Consider the following 14212-nt stretch of genomic DNA (forward strand, 5'->3'; position numbering starts at 1 on the left):
CCACAAAGACAAAATTTAAATGCGTTCATTTAATTCTTTGTCCGGTAATCATTTGGTGTGACGCCTGCTTTTTGTTTAAATAAGCGGGTAAAATGTTGCGGGTATTTAAAACCCAGTTCGTAGGCGATTTCACTTGCAGATTTATTTCTGTCGAACAACCGCTCTTTCGCAACATCTATCACTTTTGATTGAATGTATTCCAAGGCAGATATGCCGGTTTCTTTTTTCACCAGATCACCAAAATAGTTGGGAGATAGATGCAGGACTTCGGCGCAATAAGCTACCGAAGGAAGGCCTTCGTTCTGCGGTTTGTCAGATAAAAAGTAGTTTTTCAATAAGTATTCAAACCTTTCCAGGATTCCTTTATTTGCAATATTGCGCGTAATAAACTGTCTGTCGTAAAAACGTACGCAGTAATTGAGGAGCAACTCGATGTTGGACGCGATCAGCCCTTTAGTGTGCTTGTCTATATTTTGATCGAGTTCATACTCGATTTTTGAAAAGCAATCAATCACAATACTCTTTTCTTTATCTGACAGATGAAGCGCTTCGTTTACATCATACGAAAAGAAAGAATAATCCTGAATGCGTTTGCCTAACGGGGTGCCCTTTATCAGATCGGGATGAAACAGCAATGCCCAACCTTTCGTGGCAAATACTTCTACGCCAGGTTGTACACCTATAACCTGTCCGGGTGCTATAAATATCAGGCTCCCTTCCTGGTAGTCATAGTCCCGTTTTCCATAGCGCAATTGACCATAGTCCGTTTCTTTCAAACCCACAGCATACAAACCATAGTTGAATGTTTTTGCTGGCATCGGTTGCGCTTTCGAGAGGTCGATCACCGTAATCAACGGATGTTTGGTAGTTACACCCCTCATGGTATTGTATTGTGCGATAGTGCTAATTTTTACAATATCTTCCATACCTAATTCTTTTATCGCTACAAAATTACAAGTTTCGGGTAGCTCTTTTGATACTGGTTTGCCCAATCGGTATTATTGGTACAAAAACCTGTAATCTGTGTACAAAGCAGCTTCTCATTCCTTCATAATTTTGCACTAGAAAACATACAAAATGAAAACACGACAATTAGGAGCCTCAGGGTTAGCCGTGTCCGAACTTGGTTTCGGCTGCATGGGATTAAGCGTTGGTTATGGACCGGCGACCAATGAAAACGATGCCATTGTACTTCTACAAAAAGCTTATGAATCGGGTGTTACCTTCTTTGATACTGCAGAGGTATATGGCCAAGGCACTAATGAAGAGTTGGTAGGAAAAGCACTGCGCCATGTTCGTGATAAAGTAATCATCGCGACCAAGTTTGGCTTTAAAAACGGCAAGGTTACAGATGGGGTGAATAGTCGCCCGGAACGTATCAGGCAGGTGGCAGAAAATTCACTCCGAAATCTGCAAACCGATTATATCGACTTGTTTTATCAACACCGCGTAGATCCGGATGTGCCTGTTGAAGACGTTGCCGGAACCGTAAAAGATTTGATCGCCGAAGGAAAAGTAAAACACTTTGGCATGAGTGAAGCCAGCGTGCCAAGTATACGCAACGCGCATGCCGTACAACCTTTGGCAGCCTTGCAAAGTGAATACTCCATGTTTTGGCGCGAACCCGAAAAAGAAATCATTCCATTGCTTGAAGAATTGGGCATTGGCTTTGTTCCGTTTAGCCCGTTAGGCAAAGGGTTTTTAACGGGTAAGATAAATGCAGACACTGAATTCGACAAGACCGATGCCAGGAACCTATTTCCCCGTTATTCTAAAGAAAACCGCGGAGCGAATCAAACCATTGTTGACCTTCTAACTAAGATTGCGGTCGAACATAACGCTACGCCGGCGCAGATAGCATTGGCATGGCTACTGGCGCAGAAGCCGTGGATTGCTCCAATTCCGGGGACGACAAAAGTGACCCGCTTAGAAGAAAATATAGGTGGTGCAAACCTATTTTTAAACGATGATGATTTAGCCAATATCCATAAAGCTTTGGACAACATCAGCCTTCAGGGAGAACGCTATCCCCCAAGCATGGCAGACCTGCAGGCCAGGTAGCAAGAAGTACTGCTAAATAAGTGGGATTATAGAAAGATTACCCATAAAGTAACGAACGGTAATTTCATCGAAAAAACCTTTTGAAATTAAATTCTGGCCGCAATACTCTTCTGGATTAATATTTTTTCAAAAAGATCAATATGATAAGAGCCCTCAGAAAGTTAGAACTTAGCAAGTTCAAAGTAACCGGTTAAACCTTCAGGAAGTATTAATGATAGTATTGAGCTGTCCAAAACAATAATGTCGTGCAAAATTACACAAACGTCTCAACTCCAAATTTTTTTTGCTTGGCAACTTTACAAGCATAAGCAATTGAAATTCAAAGAAAAGGGTTGCTCTTTTATGGAGCAACCCTTTTTAGATATGGGATAAATAAATCCCATCCGTACTCGGGGCGGGAATCGAACCCGCACGCCTTTGAAAGCACAGGATTTTAAGTCCTGCGTGTCTACCAGTTCCACCACCCGAGCATTAGCCTGTTCCGAAATCCTTCGGTATGTTAACTTTAAAATAAATGCCTTCGGTTAGGAAGGCATTTGGAGCGAAAGACGAGATTCGAACTCGCGACCCCGACCTTGGCAAGGTCGTGCTCTACCAACTGAGCTACTTTCGCAAATTAAATACAGCTGTTGTATTCCTTTGGGGTTGCAAATATAGAAATATAAATATCACTATCAAAAATAATTTTATTTTTTTTGCTTTAAAGATAGGTTAAGGAGCTTTTTGCACTGAAATAATGAGGAATAACTATTTTGTTTTCTATGATTTTTATCTTAAAATTTAAAGATTATCAGGTAGTTAAAAAGCAGTTTGGTAATTAGGGTTAATAGGACTAATCATACTTAAAAAATGAAATTATTTTTTCTGCGGAGAGAAAAATTAAAAAATGCCAGCTAATCAGTGCATTTGCAGCAATTGATTGTTTTTTTTGATTAATATTGGTGTATTTGAATACAAAGTGTTTTAAGGGAGCAAGACGGGCAAAGGGAACTATAGAAGTAGAATGATATATATGGTAATGGTTGCCAGGTACAACTATGGTTTTCCCTTTGATATAATATATCAGGCTTCAGAATAGTTTAAATATGAAAGATGAGATAATAAGTTAACCGAATGAATAAACTGATAAATGCAATCATCATTATGGCGTTATGCGGTCTGTTGGCCTGCCATTCAAAAACAGCTGAGAAACAGAAGCTGGATAAGCCAGGTCCTGCTTCAGGAAAAGCTGTTGCCAAACAAAAACAAAATAATAAGCTTGAGCATGTTGATCTAATGACTTTTGTGCAATATCTTGATGACGGTGATTATTTTCAACTGTTGGCAAAAAAGGATGGTAGTACATCTAGTTTTATCAATGAAACCGACTCCACCAGAAACCTAAATCGGGGAGACCAGATACAAGTTACCTGGAAGAATAGTACGGTTACCATACCTGGAGATAATGATGCTGAAATGCCGGCACAGTTAATAATTTCCATCAAAAAAACAGGTGACGGTCCGGTAACTGCATTCAGAAATACATACGGCAAAAAATTAAGATATACGTGGTCTACTGATGAGGAATTCACTTCGTCTTATCTGGACAAAGTATATTTATTGGCTGAGTATTATCTCACTCAAACAAAGAATCCATTATTGCAGGCTACCATAAAAAATCGGGAGGAGTTAACTTATTCCATTGAGTCAAGGGAAAGGAATGGTCGCAATTATAAAGTAATTGGCATTGCGCCGGCAGGACCAAATGGCAGTAATGTTGTTCAATGGCTTTACGTTGGAGAAGAGGATGGGCGGATTTATGAGTATGATCTTTCTGGGGATAAACTGGTAACATTTGATTGATACTGTATTTTTTAGACCAGACGTTTTTTTATAAAGCTTATAATTGACTAACTCCAAAAACTGGTTAACATTAACAATGAACAAAATTATTTTAAAATACTGGATGATAGATTTACTAATAGGTTTCGTTTTATATGTTGCCTACAGAATTACCATTATGAATATAAGTGCTGCTGGTGAAGGCCTGTTGGCAAATATCCTGTATATTTTAGACATCATTTTAAATATAGGGCTTTCATTACTTTACCTTGCCGCAGTTGTGATTTGCTCTTTTGCAGTTTTTTTGAACTTCATCAGTAAGATAAGGAATAGTTCTCTTCTTTCGTGGCTTAGCTTTTCCGGACTGCCGATCTTACTGCTCGCGGCGCTTATTATTAGTTTATGGGTAGACGCTTATGACTTTAGCGGAAAAGTCATGACAAAAATTTTGATCTTTTCTATACTTTATCCATGTATCACTACGGTGTTATATCGTCAGTTCAGAAAAAAATATACGGAACTAGATAGCGCCATTAACACGAGCGTAGTAGCTGGGTATTGAAAATAGGTTTATGGTAACTATGCCTGAAAATTTGTGTGTAAAGTGTTTTTTTCGGAATAAACATGTTTTTTAAGACTATTGAAATACTAATCTCTACTTACAAAATAAATCCGGTATTTATCGAATCAGTATAACGATCGCCTTTCAATTGCCTGTAATTCACAAATATTTCATGATATCACGGAATATTATGCTATTCTAACCCAGCGTTAAAGTCTATTCCAAAATTAAAATCAAGAAGTGCTGTTGGATGGATTTTTAAACCTATAGCCAATCTCATTATAGTAATAAAACTTGGGCTGGTTTCTCCATTTTCATATTTAATAATATCTCCTGTATTAACTCCACTTCTCTTGTAAAATTCACGATAAGAAAGTTCCTGTTTCTCTTTTAAAGATTTTAAATGCTGACCGAATCTTTTCAGAATTATTTTTTCTTTCTCACTAATCATTTCATTGCTAATAAAAATATAATTAGCAATGTCTTTTATATTTTATTTAAAAACGTCATGTAATTACTTGACATTTGTATTTTTTTTATTTACATTTACGTAACGAAAAAAATAAAAACTAATAAAAGGTAAAATTAAGAGTCTTGCAACCTCAAATCTCACGCCGTTGGAGCAGGACAGCAGATTTTATCCCATTTCTTATAGCGGAATTGCTATCTTTAGCTTTCCAAAATAAGAGTGGGCTTCTGCTGTAATTCCATTTCAACGTAAGGCGTGAGAAACATTATGAGGTTATGGTTTGAGAAGCCCACTTTTTTCTCTCCATCAAGACTCATAACATACGGTCATGAGCAAGCAAAAAATAGGTTGGATTAACTGGTTGGTACTTACTGAGGTGAGTATGCCCCAATATATTATTTTAATTGTTCGCCATTTTCAAGTATTTCTTTACCAGTCTCTGTTAAGTTGTCCTTTTGATCGGCTTTATGCCTTAAAACCCAAAAATCCAGAATAACTCTTTTGATAAGGCAGGCTAACCTTAAAGGTTAATAATGATTTAGGTTTTTAATGATGAAGGCCTGCCTTATTCCTCTTTGAAGAGATTATTTGATATTCTAATAAAACTTAAGTTTTTGCAGAATTCTTTATAAAAAATAAGTGGCTTATGCTGCAATGGGATTGTTATGTCTAAATTTTTCGCCTTTTACATGCTCTTTTCTTTCATAACAAACTTTCAATGACCTAAAGTTTTACGATTCAATTTAACTAATTACGCAAATCAAATTATGAAATTCAACAATTCTTACTTGCCGCTTTTTTTCTTTTGCTGTGCATTGTTGTATGCGCCATTGGTTATGCTAACGAATGGCAAGCGTGAGCATTGTAAAGAAAAAGCATATACTAAGGCAGGAATTGGAAAACATCACAATGCAGTTAAGCAAACCGTGAAAGAACCCGATACCTGTAGTAGTGACAGCACTCTGTTTTCGGATTACTTTATGATCAACACTTTACCTTATTAACCTGTATGGCCATGCGATCTGATTAACTTTCAGAACGGTAAATATTTTTCCGCTACAAAAGCTCCTGCCGCAAAAAGGGGCGAGCAGCAGGCTGGACTGTCCCGGAAGATTCTTTCCGGGCGGCTATGCCGGCAGAATAAACGGACCATACAAACTAACCAAACTAAAAATGATAGAAAATATTTGTACAATTTTATTGCTCATTCAGCTATTTGCATGTAGTGGATTTGCACAGCAGGCGCTACCGAAAATTACGCCTGTAGCCGTTGGAGATCAATTGCCGAAGACTTTTTGGAATTTTAAATATGTATTACTTAAACCGGGTGTACCACGTGAATATGCCCTCTCTAATGATAGGGGGGAGCTCGTAATAATAGATTTTTGGGCCAAAGTAAGCGGTTTCTTCCTGAAACGTTATAGGCTGCAAAGCCTCAAGTCCATATAAAATTGTCGGCCCTGCTTTTAAGAAAATAGGTTCCCTTAATCGTAGACGAGCTGGCAGGTTTTCTTATTTATATTTCAACTTAACCAATACTAACCATCAGCTATTTTTTGGTGTGGCAGGTTTATGCCAAAAAATTAAACAGTTTAAGGTAACCAACGCCGGTTCCGCCTGCTCCGCAAAGCAGGTACGGCAGGCTTTAGTCCGGTTTTGATGCCGGCTAAAGCTTTCAAGGTGCTAACTGCTGCTGATATAAACCAAAATTTATGAAACAAATTATTTTAACGGGCTTACTGCTTGTTTTTTCTCTTTTTTTATTTGCTCAGGAGACTATTAAGGCTTTGCATGTGGGCGATAGGGTGCCCAATACCTTCTGGACAACGCCCCGGAAATTTATGGTAGGGGGCAAGGTGGTGCCGGGAGACCTGTCGAAGTTTAAGGGCAAACTGTTGATTATAGATTTTTGGGCAACCTTTTGTATTCCGTGTATTAAGGGAATGCCGGAACAGGAAAGGCTTGCCAGGTTGTTCGGGGGAGAACTTAATATCGTAAGCGTAACGCCGGAGGGCGAAAAACTGGTTTCGGCTTTTTATTCTTCTGAAAGAAACCCCATAGGCAAGGCATTTAATTCCATTGTTGACGGTAAGGAGTTAAGTGGTTTGTTTCTGCATAACAAAATCCCGCACCTGGTGTGGATTGATAAACAGGGCAGGGTGAGAAATACCACGGAGGGTGATGCACTAACAGCGGAAAACATCAGGGCGGCTTTGTCTGAAACGTTAAGTTTAACGCCGCTCCATTACATTTATCCCAACACGGTTTTAATGATGGATGAGAACCCTAAGGGGATGCAATCCTTTAACCTGTTAATTAAGGGTGAAATACCGGGGATTTCGAATTCCATGGTCCGTTCTAATGGATCAAATACCGGATTGATCATATTTAACCATCCACTAAGGTGGATTTACAGTGTACTGGCCAGAGCAGAGTTTAGGTGGTTTTCTGATCAGCGGATAAAGCTTGACTTTCCTGATGTAGCGGGCTTCAATAACCCATCGTTAAAAACTGAAGACCTATGGACTGTTGATTTCTGGGCACCGACAGCGAAATCAGGCTCATTAAAAAAACAGACTATGAAGTATCTGAACGAAAATTCCGGCTACTCGGCAGCGGTAAAAGTGATTAATACGCAGGTATATCAATTACGGTACGCTTCGGGGAAAGCTAAACGTGAGCTAAAGACCGGGGGTGGCAAACCGGCTAGTTTGGGCTTTCATAAAGGTTCAAGATTTATCAACCAACCGATAGCCAACCTGGTAAATGATATTCAGGACTGCGCCTTTATAAAAAATCCTGTATTAAACGATACTGGTCTGTTGTTTAATGTAGATATGGAGCTTTCAGACGTAAGGGATCTGGAGGGTCTGAATGCACTGCTGCAACCGTATGGGTTATCGCTGGTGGCTGATCATCAGGAGCTGGAAATGTTGGTAATTAGTAAAACAGATAATCTAAACTAACATGAGATACATTCTATTTATAACTGTGTTACTCCTTTCACTTAGGGCCGTTGGTCAGGATAAGTTGGCGATACAGGTTTTCAATGCTGAAACAAAAACGCCGTTGGAAGGGGTAGTGCTGAAATTTACAACAATTAATAAAATGCTGTTGAGTGATGGCGAGGGTAAAATTTTAGTGCCTGGGTACACTGGAGAATATACAATAGAAATAGGTCATATAGGCTTTGAAAAAGTATTAGTTAAGGTGAGTTTACCTTTAAAAGTCGGTTTAAAAATTTATTTGACACCTGTGGTAAAACTTCTTGATGAAGTACAGGTGCATACAGGTTACCAGACTTTGCCAAAAGAGCGCTCAACGGGATCTTTTACCACGCTGGATAATAAGCTATTGGCTCAACAGGTAGGCTCCAACATTGTTTCGAGGTTGGAGGCCATTTCCTCAGGACTGATCGTAGACAGATCTACCAACGGCGGGGGAAGGCTTATGATAAGGGGACTGAGCTCAATTCAAGGCCCTAAGGCCCCACTGATTATCCTGGATAATTTTCCTTATGAGGGCGATATCAGTAATATAAATCCGAATGATGTAGAAAATATCACGATTTTGAAAGATGCATCGGCTTCAAGTATATGGGGAGCAAGGGCGGGGAACGGGGTTGTGGTCATCACGTCAAAAAATGGAAGGTTCAACTCGAAAGTAAAGATCGATGCGAATATCAATACCAGTTTTTCTCAAAGTCCTGACCTTTCCAGATTAAAGCAAATTACTTCGGCAGATTATATTGACAATGAAATCTTTCTTTTTTCAAAAGGTTTTTATCAATCTCAGATCAATAATTCGCAACAGCCTGCCTTAAGCCCTATAGTAGAATTGTTGTTGAAAAAAGAAAACGGAATGGTATCGGGTTTGGCAGCTCAAACAGAAATTGAACGGCTAAAATTGCTGGATGTAAGGGATCAGTATCAACAGTATTTTTATTCAGCAGGATTGAACAACCAGGCTTCTATAAATATATCCGGTGGGCAGGAATTATTCAAATGGTATTCTTCAGTTACCATCGATGACAACAGATCAGTAACTGATGCTGTTTTTAGAAAGTTAAATTCAAAAATGAGCATGAGTTACCGGCCATATAAAAGTATGGAAATTAGCACAGGATTTTATTATACCAATAGCAATGCACGCACTGGAAAGCCAGATTATGGTAGTATCAGTTCTGTTTCAGGAAATCTATACCCCTATGCGGAGTTTGCAGATGCAAACGGCAATGCAATTGCTCTTCCAAAGGATAGGCGTGCGTCATATCTGAATGGATTGGCCGGCGGACTTTTAGACGATTGGAAGTATTATCCGTTGACAGACTATCAGCATGTTAACAACCAGACTAAAATCGGGGATCTGATTCTTGATGCATCTTTGCAGCAAAAGCTGCCCTATGGCTTTTCTTTAACTTTAAAATACCAGTATGAAAACCAGGAGCGAAAAAATACAGTACTTAGCGATGGGCAAAGTTATTTTGCACGTAACCTGGTTAACGATTTTGCCCAGTATGCAAATAATGTTGTAGCCTATAAGATACCAAAGGGGGGAATACTGGATAACTCATTCAATTCTTTGCAGGTACATAATGTAAGAGGGCAGCTTAATTATAGCTTAAATACAACAGCACATGTTATAGCAGGATTTGTCGGGGCCGAAACAAGGCAGGCCTCTACCAATGGGCTATCTTCCAGATTGTACGGTTTTAGAGATGATATTATTTCTGCCGCCGTAGTTGATTATACAATCGCATATCCTTCGCTTACCACTGGAAATAATTCGGTTATACCAGACAGGAACGGGATAGTGGCTACTAATACAAGATTTGTTTCGGTTTTTTCAAATCTTTCTTACTCCTATAAATCCAGGTATACCTTTACGCTGAGTGGCAGAAGGGATGCTTCAAACCTTTTTGGCGTCAATACAAATGATAAATGGAATTTACTTTGGTCTGCAGGGATATTATGGGATGTATCGAATGAGGTTTTTTTTAATAAAGACCTGTTTAGTTCGCTAAAGATCAGGGCAACTTATGGACTTACTGGTAATATTGATCCTACTATGGCTTCGGTTTCTACTATCGTCTACGTGGGAAATTCTACCAATACAGGACTGCCATTTGCCAGATTCAGTACCTATTCAAATCCCTCTTTAAAGTGGGAAACTTCCGCAATGACAAATCTGGGCGTCGATTTCTCGATATTGAAAGACCGCTTGTCGGGTTCTCTGGAGTATTTCCATAAAAAAGGAAAAGATTTATTTGGTATTGCAAGTTTAGATTATTCTGGTGGTGTAGGACAATCAATTGTTAAAAACGTGGCGGAGATGAGCGGAAACGGTTGGGAGATCCAGCTTAATTCGATAAATACCCCGGGCAGGTTAATCTGGAAAAGCAGTTTTAATATAAGCGGTTATAAGGATAAGATCGATAAATATTTATTGTCTAATTACCAAGGGAGCAATTTTTTGGGCCTTGCAGGTGGACCTTCAGTTTCGGGCATAATTGGAAGTCCGGTTTACTCGATATATGGTTACAGGTGGGGCGGCTTAGATCCTGCTAACGGCGATCCCATCGGTTACCTTAATGGCAATACCAGTAAGGATTATAATCTGATTACAGGGCAGGGTACACAGCTTTCTGACCTGGTTTATTATGGTTCTGCTGTGCCCAGGATATTTGGTGGTCTGGGGAACGCTTTTAAATATGGTAACCTCGAACTTAATATTCAGTTTAGTTTTAAGCTTGATTATTTTTTTAGAAGAAATTCAATTCAGTACGCTAACCTGAATACTACGGGGCAGGGCCATGCAGATTATGGATCGCGCTGGAAACAACCAGGAGATGAACTCAACACGGACGTACCTTCCCAAATATACCCCACAGTTAGTGCCAGAGATAATTTTTACAGGGGGTCAGAGGTACTGATCTCAAAAGGCGACCATATCCGGTTACAGTATATCAATATGGGGTACAGCCCAAATATCAGGTCAAAGGTATTCAGAAGTTTAACTGTTTATGCTACAGTTTCAAATTTAGGCTTGATTTGGGCAGCCAATAAACAGGGCCTGGATCCTGATTATGAAATTGGTTTAAATGGTCTAATTCCTCCTAAAACAGTTTCAATTGGCGTAAGGACAAGCCTTTAATTTTAAAATAAATTATATGAAAATATTATATCTAGTAGCTATTGTGCTGACCATGTCACTACTTAGCTGTAAAAAGTTTTTGGATGAAAAATCTGATATGAAGCTGGCGGTGCCAGAGCGACTGGACGATCTGCAGGCGTTACTGAACAACGAAAATTTGAACAATGCTGTAGATCCGGGTGCGGCTGAGGTTAGTGCTGATGACTATTTTGTTACTGATGCAGACCTGAACAGTTTATCATCTGAGCAAAATAGGAGGCTTTATACATGGGAGAAGGATAATTTATTTACAAGTGTAAATTTTCCCAATGACTGGGAATACCTGTACTCGTTAATTTATACCGCCAATACGGTTCTGGAGAATCTTGAGAAAATTGAGCGGATTTCTTCAAACGCTGCCCAATACGACAATATAAAAGGGCAGGCATATTTTAATCGTGCGCGTGCTTACTACAATATCTTGCAACTGTGGTCTGTTGGGTATGATAGTAATACTGCGGATAACGATTTAGGGCCTGTGATAAGGGAATCGACCGATTTTAACAAAGCTTCGGTCAGGTCATCTGTGGCCAAAGGCTACAGTTATGTTCTTGCTGATCTTCTTGAAGCTAATCGGTTGCTGCCAAAATTATCAGTACATGCGCTCCGTCCAGGTAGGCAGGCTTCGTTTGGCTTTCTTGCCCGTGTTTACCTCAGTATGAGAGATTACAGAAAAGCAGCTTTATATGCAGATTCATGTATTAAGGTTAAAGCTGTTTTATTGGATTATAACCTGATTAGTAATATGCCTGCATTTCCTTTTACCAGGTTCAATGCCGAGGTTATTTATGAATCTGCTGCTGCTATTCCGCAGATTCTGAATAATTCAAGAGCAAAGATTGTTGCAGATTTGATTACCCAATATGCAGATAACGATTTGAGGAAAGTTCTTTATTTTAAAAATAACAATAACGGAACCTTCGGCTGGAGAGGGAGTTATAGGGCAGGACAGGGTGTATTTCCCGGTGTTACAATTGATGAGCAATACCTCATCCGGGCTGAATGTAATGCCCGTTTAGGAAATCTCCAAAATGCGGTAGATGATCTGAATACCCTATTGATAAAACGTTTCAAAAGTGGTACTTACATTCCTTATACGGTAAATTCATTGGATATTTTAGGTGTGATTTTAAAAGAGCGTAGGAAGGAGCTTGTTATGAGGGGCTTGAGGTGGTCTGATTTAAAGCGGTTTAATCTTGAGGGAGCAAATATTACGTTGAGAAGAACTGCAAATGGAATTAACTATGAACTAAATCCAAATGATAAAAGATATGCCCTGGAAATTCCTCAGGATATTATCTCAATAAGTGGTATTCAGCAAAATCCGAGATAAAATTAGTGGGGAAAATTTCCCCACTAATTTTAAGACTATTGTTCTGGTGTGCGCTCTGCTGATAATGCAAGTATATCGCTATTGGTTTTTCCCACAAAAAAATCTTGAAGATCTGTTTGGGAGGTAACTGTTTCCGGAACTTCAATAACACAAGGTAATGGCTCATTATCTTCTGTGCACTGGGCTGAAGGTGTTGAGGTATGGATATACTTGGTGTAATCCCTTAAATTATTGCTTGCATTAGGTTGGTAGGCCCAGAAAGTAGTTGCTTTAGTTGTAAAAGCACTTTGTGTAGCGATAAGGCCGAACCCCAAAACGAGGGCTGCAAAGCCTAAATTGATTTTTTTTAACATGTTTTTTTTAGTTTGATATTCTGCTTATCAAATAGGGCTTAAGCAGCTAGCCCGGCTGTTTGTTTTTTCTTGGCAATCAATACAGCTTGTGGTTCTTATTTTTGGCCTGGCCAGATCCATTGTTTAACCTTAATCTTTGTCGCGTACCTCCAGCTTTAGTTTAATAAATAGTGAGAGAATTGCAGCGCTAAGAAAAAAAATATTGAAAATGAGGTGAGCTTTCCAGCCCATTGCTTTAATTACTCCACCACAACTGCATGGTGTTTTGGGGAAATACCCTGAAATAATGAGCACAATATATCCCGTAAAAGCGAGCATGAGTAAGAGCGATAAGACTAAGCCCAACTGATTGGTTTTTTTGATCAATAACAGTATTGCAGATAGTATTTCAATCAATGGTATTGCGTTTAATAGTACAGCTGTAAAATCTGGACTGAAAACCTGTAGATTCATTTCCTGTTTGTAAGACTGGAAGTCGGCCAACTTGCTTCCTGCTGTATATACCCAGAGCAAAATAAATGCTGCTGAAATAACCTGTGGTACCTTTGTTTTCATATCCAACTTTCTTTGCTATTCCGAAATTGGATTATTGCCTTCTAAATCGCCTCACATCCAGATGGGAAAAAACGGTAACTTTTAGAAAAAATATGACAGCTAAGTGGGTTATAATGGTATTATTTAGTAAGGAGCAACTTGAATTATTGTATATGTTTTTTGTTTTTATTCCTCATCGCACTCAGCGTACTGCTATGAATTCCCAGGTATGATGCAACATCTTTTACTGCAATTTGGCTAAAAACTGTTGGGAAAGATTCAATTAGTTTATCAAGTCGCTGGTCTGCATCGTGGATTTTTAGCGCCGTAGATATGATGATTATTTTTGCAAGTATTTCTGCGTTTATTTCGGTAATTAAAGTGGCGGATTCGCGGAATAGTTTATGTATGTTATCGGTGTGTTTATTGGGGATGCTAAGCAGTTCGGTATCTTCTGGAAATTGCATGAAAAGCTGACCTTGCACATACTTAGAGATAGATTTAAGATCAGGTAACATATCTTGGGCCTGGAAGAAAAGGATAGTAATTTGTTGCTCGTTTTCAATATCATAAATAAATAATCTTCCACTGCCTTTGGCCAGGTAACAAAAACTGCCTGGCTCCATGCTGTCAAGTGAAATTTTTTCCATTTTACTAAAATTAGTTTGGTACACCGCATAATTAAGATATGCGCTGAGGCCTACCGAAAGTTTTTGATAGGACGATAATTTGGAGAGGTATTGTTCTTTTTCCATAACCTGTTTTTAAGGGTAAAGAAATGCATATTTTCAAGTTTGTCAAGTTGCTGATCGAGCAACCTCCGGCAACCCCTTTATTTTTTTGTTTTAAAGGAATAAAAAGGCTCAGATCTGTTATATTTGAGCCAT

The 14212-nt window shown here is 38.9% G+C and carries 13 protein-coding genes and 2 tRNA genes; 8 read left to right on the forward strand and 7 right to left on the reverse strand.

The annotated features are described in order from the left end of the window. Nucleotides 1-29 precede the first annotated feature (29 nt). Nucleotides 30-926, reverse strand: a complete 897-nt coding sequence (locus FFJ24_RS05180; RefSeq protein ID WP_138823189.1) for an AraC family transcriptional regulator — start codon at nucleotides 924-926, stop codon at nucleotides 30-32. A gap of 151 nt (nucleotides 927-1077) precedes the next feature. On the opposite strand from FFJ24_RS05180, the gene FFJ24_RS05185 reads away from it, so the two are divergent. Continuing rightward, the gene (locus FFJ24_RS05185; protein WP_138823191.1) at nucleotides 1078-2061 is read left to right on the forward strand and encodes an aldo/keto reductase; all 984 of its coding nucleotides are present in this window, start codon (nucleotides 1078-1080) and stop codon (nucleotides 2059-2061) included. Nucleotides 2062-2447: 386 nt separating this feature from the next. Here FFJ24_RS05185 and FFJ24_RS05190 read toward each other — a convergent pair. Both FFJ24_RS05190 and FFJ24_RS05195 read right to left on the reverse strand, forming a co-directional pair. Continuing rightward, a tRNA-Leu gene (locus FFJ24_RS05190) sits at nucleotides 2448-2531 on the reverse strand. Between the two features lie 67 nt (nucleotides 2532-2598). Then, a tRNA-Gly gene (locus tag FFJ24_RS05195) sits at nucleotides 2599-2674 on the reverse strand. A gap of 500 nt (nucleotides 2675-3174) precedes the next feature. On the opposite strand from FFJ24_RS05195, the gene FFJ24_RS05200 reads away from it, so the two are divergent. Beyond that, nucleotides 3175-3903 (forward strand): hypothetical protein, encoded by a 729-nt coding sequence (locus FFJ24_RS05200; RefSeq protein WP_138823193.1) that lies wholly within the window; start codon nucleotides 3175-3177, stop codon nucleotides 3901-3903. Nucleotides 3904-3979: 76 nt separating this feature from the next. Next, entirely contained in the window at nucleotides 3980-4444 is a 465-nt protein-coding gene (locus tag FFJ24_RS05205; protein ID WP_138823195.1) for a hypothetical protein, read from the forward strand. Between the two features lie 193 nt (nucleotides 4445-4637). Here FFJ24_RS05205 and FFJ24_RS05210 read toward each other — a convergent pair whose 3' ends face one another. Next, complete coding sequence (locus FFJ24_RS05210) at nucleotides 4638-4895, reverse strand: helix-turn-helix domain-containing protein (RefSeq protein ID WP_138823197.1); 258 nt, start codon at nucleotides 4893-4895, stop codon at nucleotides 4638-4640. A gap of 785 nt (nucleotides 4896-5680) precedes the next feature. Here FFJ24_RS05210 and FFJ24_RS05215 point away from each other — a divergent pair. The 5 genes from FFJ24_RS05215 (at nucleotide 5681) to FFJ24_RS05235 (ending at nucleotide 12438) form a co-directional block, all read left to right on the forward strand. Next, a complete protein-coding gene (locus FFJ24_RS05215; RefSeq protein ID WP_138823199.1) occupies nucleotides 5681-5917 on the forward strand; it encodes a hypothetical protein in 237 nt (78 codons plus the stop codon). A gap of 169 nt (nucleotides 5918-6086) precedes the next feature. Next, nucleotides 6087-6362 carry a hypothetical protein gene (locus FFJ24_RS05220; protein ID WP_138823201.1) on the forward strand — a complete coding sequence of 92 codons (276 nt, stop codon included), beginning with the start codon at nucleotides 6087-6089 and terminating at the stop codon, nucleotides 6360-6362. Between the two features lie 263 nt (nucleotides 6363-6625). Continuing rightward, nucleotides 6626-7879, forward strand: coding sequence for a TlpA disulfide reductase family protein (locus tag FFJ24_RS05225; RefSeq protein WP_138823203.1), 1254 nt, complete (start codon nucleotides 6626-6628; stop codon nucleotides 7877-7879). Between the two features lies 1 nt (nucleotide 7880). Beyond that, the gene (locus tag FFJ24_RS05230) at nucleotides 7881-11066 is read left to right on the forward strand and encodes a SusC/RagA family TonB-linked outer membrane protein (RefSeq protein ID WP_138823205.1); all 3186 of its coding nucleotides are present in this window, start codon (nucleotides 7881-7883) and stop codon (nucleotides 11064-11066) included. A gap of 16 nt (nucleotides 11067-11082) precedes the next feature. After that, the gene (locus FFJ24_RS05235) at nucleotides 11083-12438 is read left to right on the forward strand and encodes a RagB/SusD family nutrient uptake outer membrane protein (protein WP_138823207.1); all 1356 of its coding nucleotides are present in this window, start codon (nucleotides 11083-11085) and stop codon (nucleotides 12436-12438) included. A gap of 35 nt (nucleotides 12439-12473) precedes the next feature. Here the strand turns inward: FFJ24_RS05235 and FFJ24_RS05240 are convergent, their stop codons facing one another. The 3 genes from FFJ24_RS05240 to FFJ24_RS05250 form a co-directional block, all read right to left on the reverse strand. Next, on the reverse strand, nucleotides 12474-12791 hold the full coding sequence (locus FFJ24_RS05240; protein WP_138823209.1) for a hypothetical protein: 318 nt from the start codon (nucleotides 12789-12791) through the stop codon (nucleotides 12474-12476). Nucleotides 12792-12920: 129 nt separating this feature from the next. Next, nucleotides 12921-13346, reverse strand: a complete 426-nt coding sequence (locus FFJ24_RS05245; RefSeq protein ID WP_138823211.1) for a MauE/DoxX family redox-associated membrane protein — start codon at nucleotides 13344-13346, stop codon at nucleotides 12921-12923. A 143-nt stretch (nucleotides 13347-13489) separates the two neighbouring features. Beyond that, complete coding sequence (locus FFJ24_RS05250; RefSeq protein ID WP_138823213.1) at nucleotides 13490-14080, reverse strand: hypothetical protein; 591 nt, start codon at nucleotides 14078-14080, stop codon at nucleotides 13490-13492. Between the last annotated feature and the right edge of the window lie 132 nt (nucleotides 14081-14212).

The organism is Pedobacter sp. KBS0701 (assembly GCF_005938645.2).
Lineage (GTDB): Bacteria > Bacteroidota > Bacteroidia > Sphingobacteriales > Sphingobacteriaceae > Pedobacter.

Bases quoted from the DNA above. Each gene is read 5' to 3' on its own strand.
- FFJ24_RS05180 (WP_138823189.1), bottom strand. From the start codon at position 926: ATGGAAGATATTGTAAAAATTAGCACTATCGCACAATACAATACCATG.
- FFJ24_RS05210 (WP_138823197.1), bottom strand. From the start codon at position 4,895: ATGATTAGTGAGAAAGAAAAAATAATTCTGAAAAGATTCGGTCAGCAT.
- FFJ24_RS05185 (WP_138823191.1), top strand. From the start codon at position 1,078: ATGAAAACACGACAATTAGGAGCCTCAGGGTTAGCCGTGTCCGAACTT.
- FFJ24_RS05225 (WP_138823203.1), top strand. From the start codon at position 6,626: ATGAAACAAATTATTTTAACGGGCTTACTGCTTGTTTTTTCTCTTTTT.
- FFJ24_RS05200 (WP_138823193.1), top strand. From the start codon at position 3,175: ATGAATAAACTGATAAATGCAATCATCATTATGGCGTTATGCGGTCTG.
- FFJ24_RS05245 (WP_138823211.1), bottom strand. From the start codon at position 13,346: ATGAAAACAAAGGTACCACAGGTTATTTCAGCAGCATTTATTTTGCTC.
- FFJ24_RS05230 (WP_138823205.1), top strand. From the start codon at position 7,881: ATGAGATACATTCTATTTATAACTGTGTTACTCCTTTCACTTAGGGCC.
- FFJ24_RS05205 (WP_138823195.1), top strand. From the start codon at position 3,980: ATGAACAAAATTATTTTAAAATACTGGATGATAGATTTACTAATAGGT.
- FFJ24_RS05220 (WP_138823201.1), top strand. From the start codon at position 6,087: ATGATAGAAAATATTTGTACAATTTTATTGCTCATTCAGCTATTTGCA.
- FFJ24_RS05215 (WP_138823199.1), top strand. From the start codon at position 5,681: ATGAAATTCAACAATTCTTACTTGCCGCTTTTTTTCTTTTGCTGTGCA.
- FFJ24_RS05235 (WP_138823207.1), top strand. From the start codon at position 11,083: ATGAAAATATTATATCTAGTAGCTATTGTGCTGACCATGTCACTACTT.
- FFJ24_RS05240 (WP_138823209.1), bottom strand. From the start codon at position 12,791: ATGTTAAAAAAAATCAATTTAGGCTTTGCAGCCCTCGTTTTGGGGTTC.
- FFJ24_RS05250 (WP_138823213.1), bottom strand. From the start codon at position 14,080: ATGGAAAAAGAACAATACCTCTCCAAATTATCGTCCTATCAAAAACTT.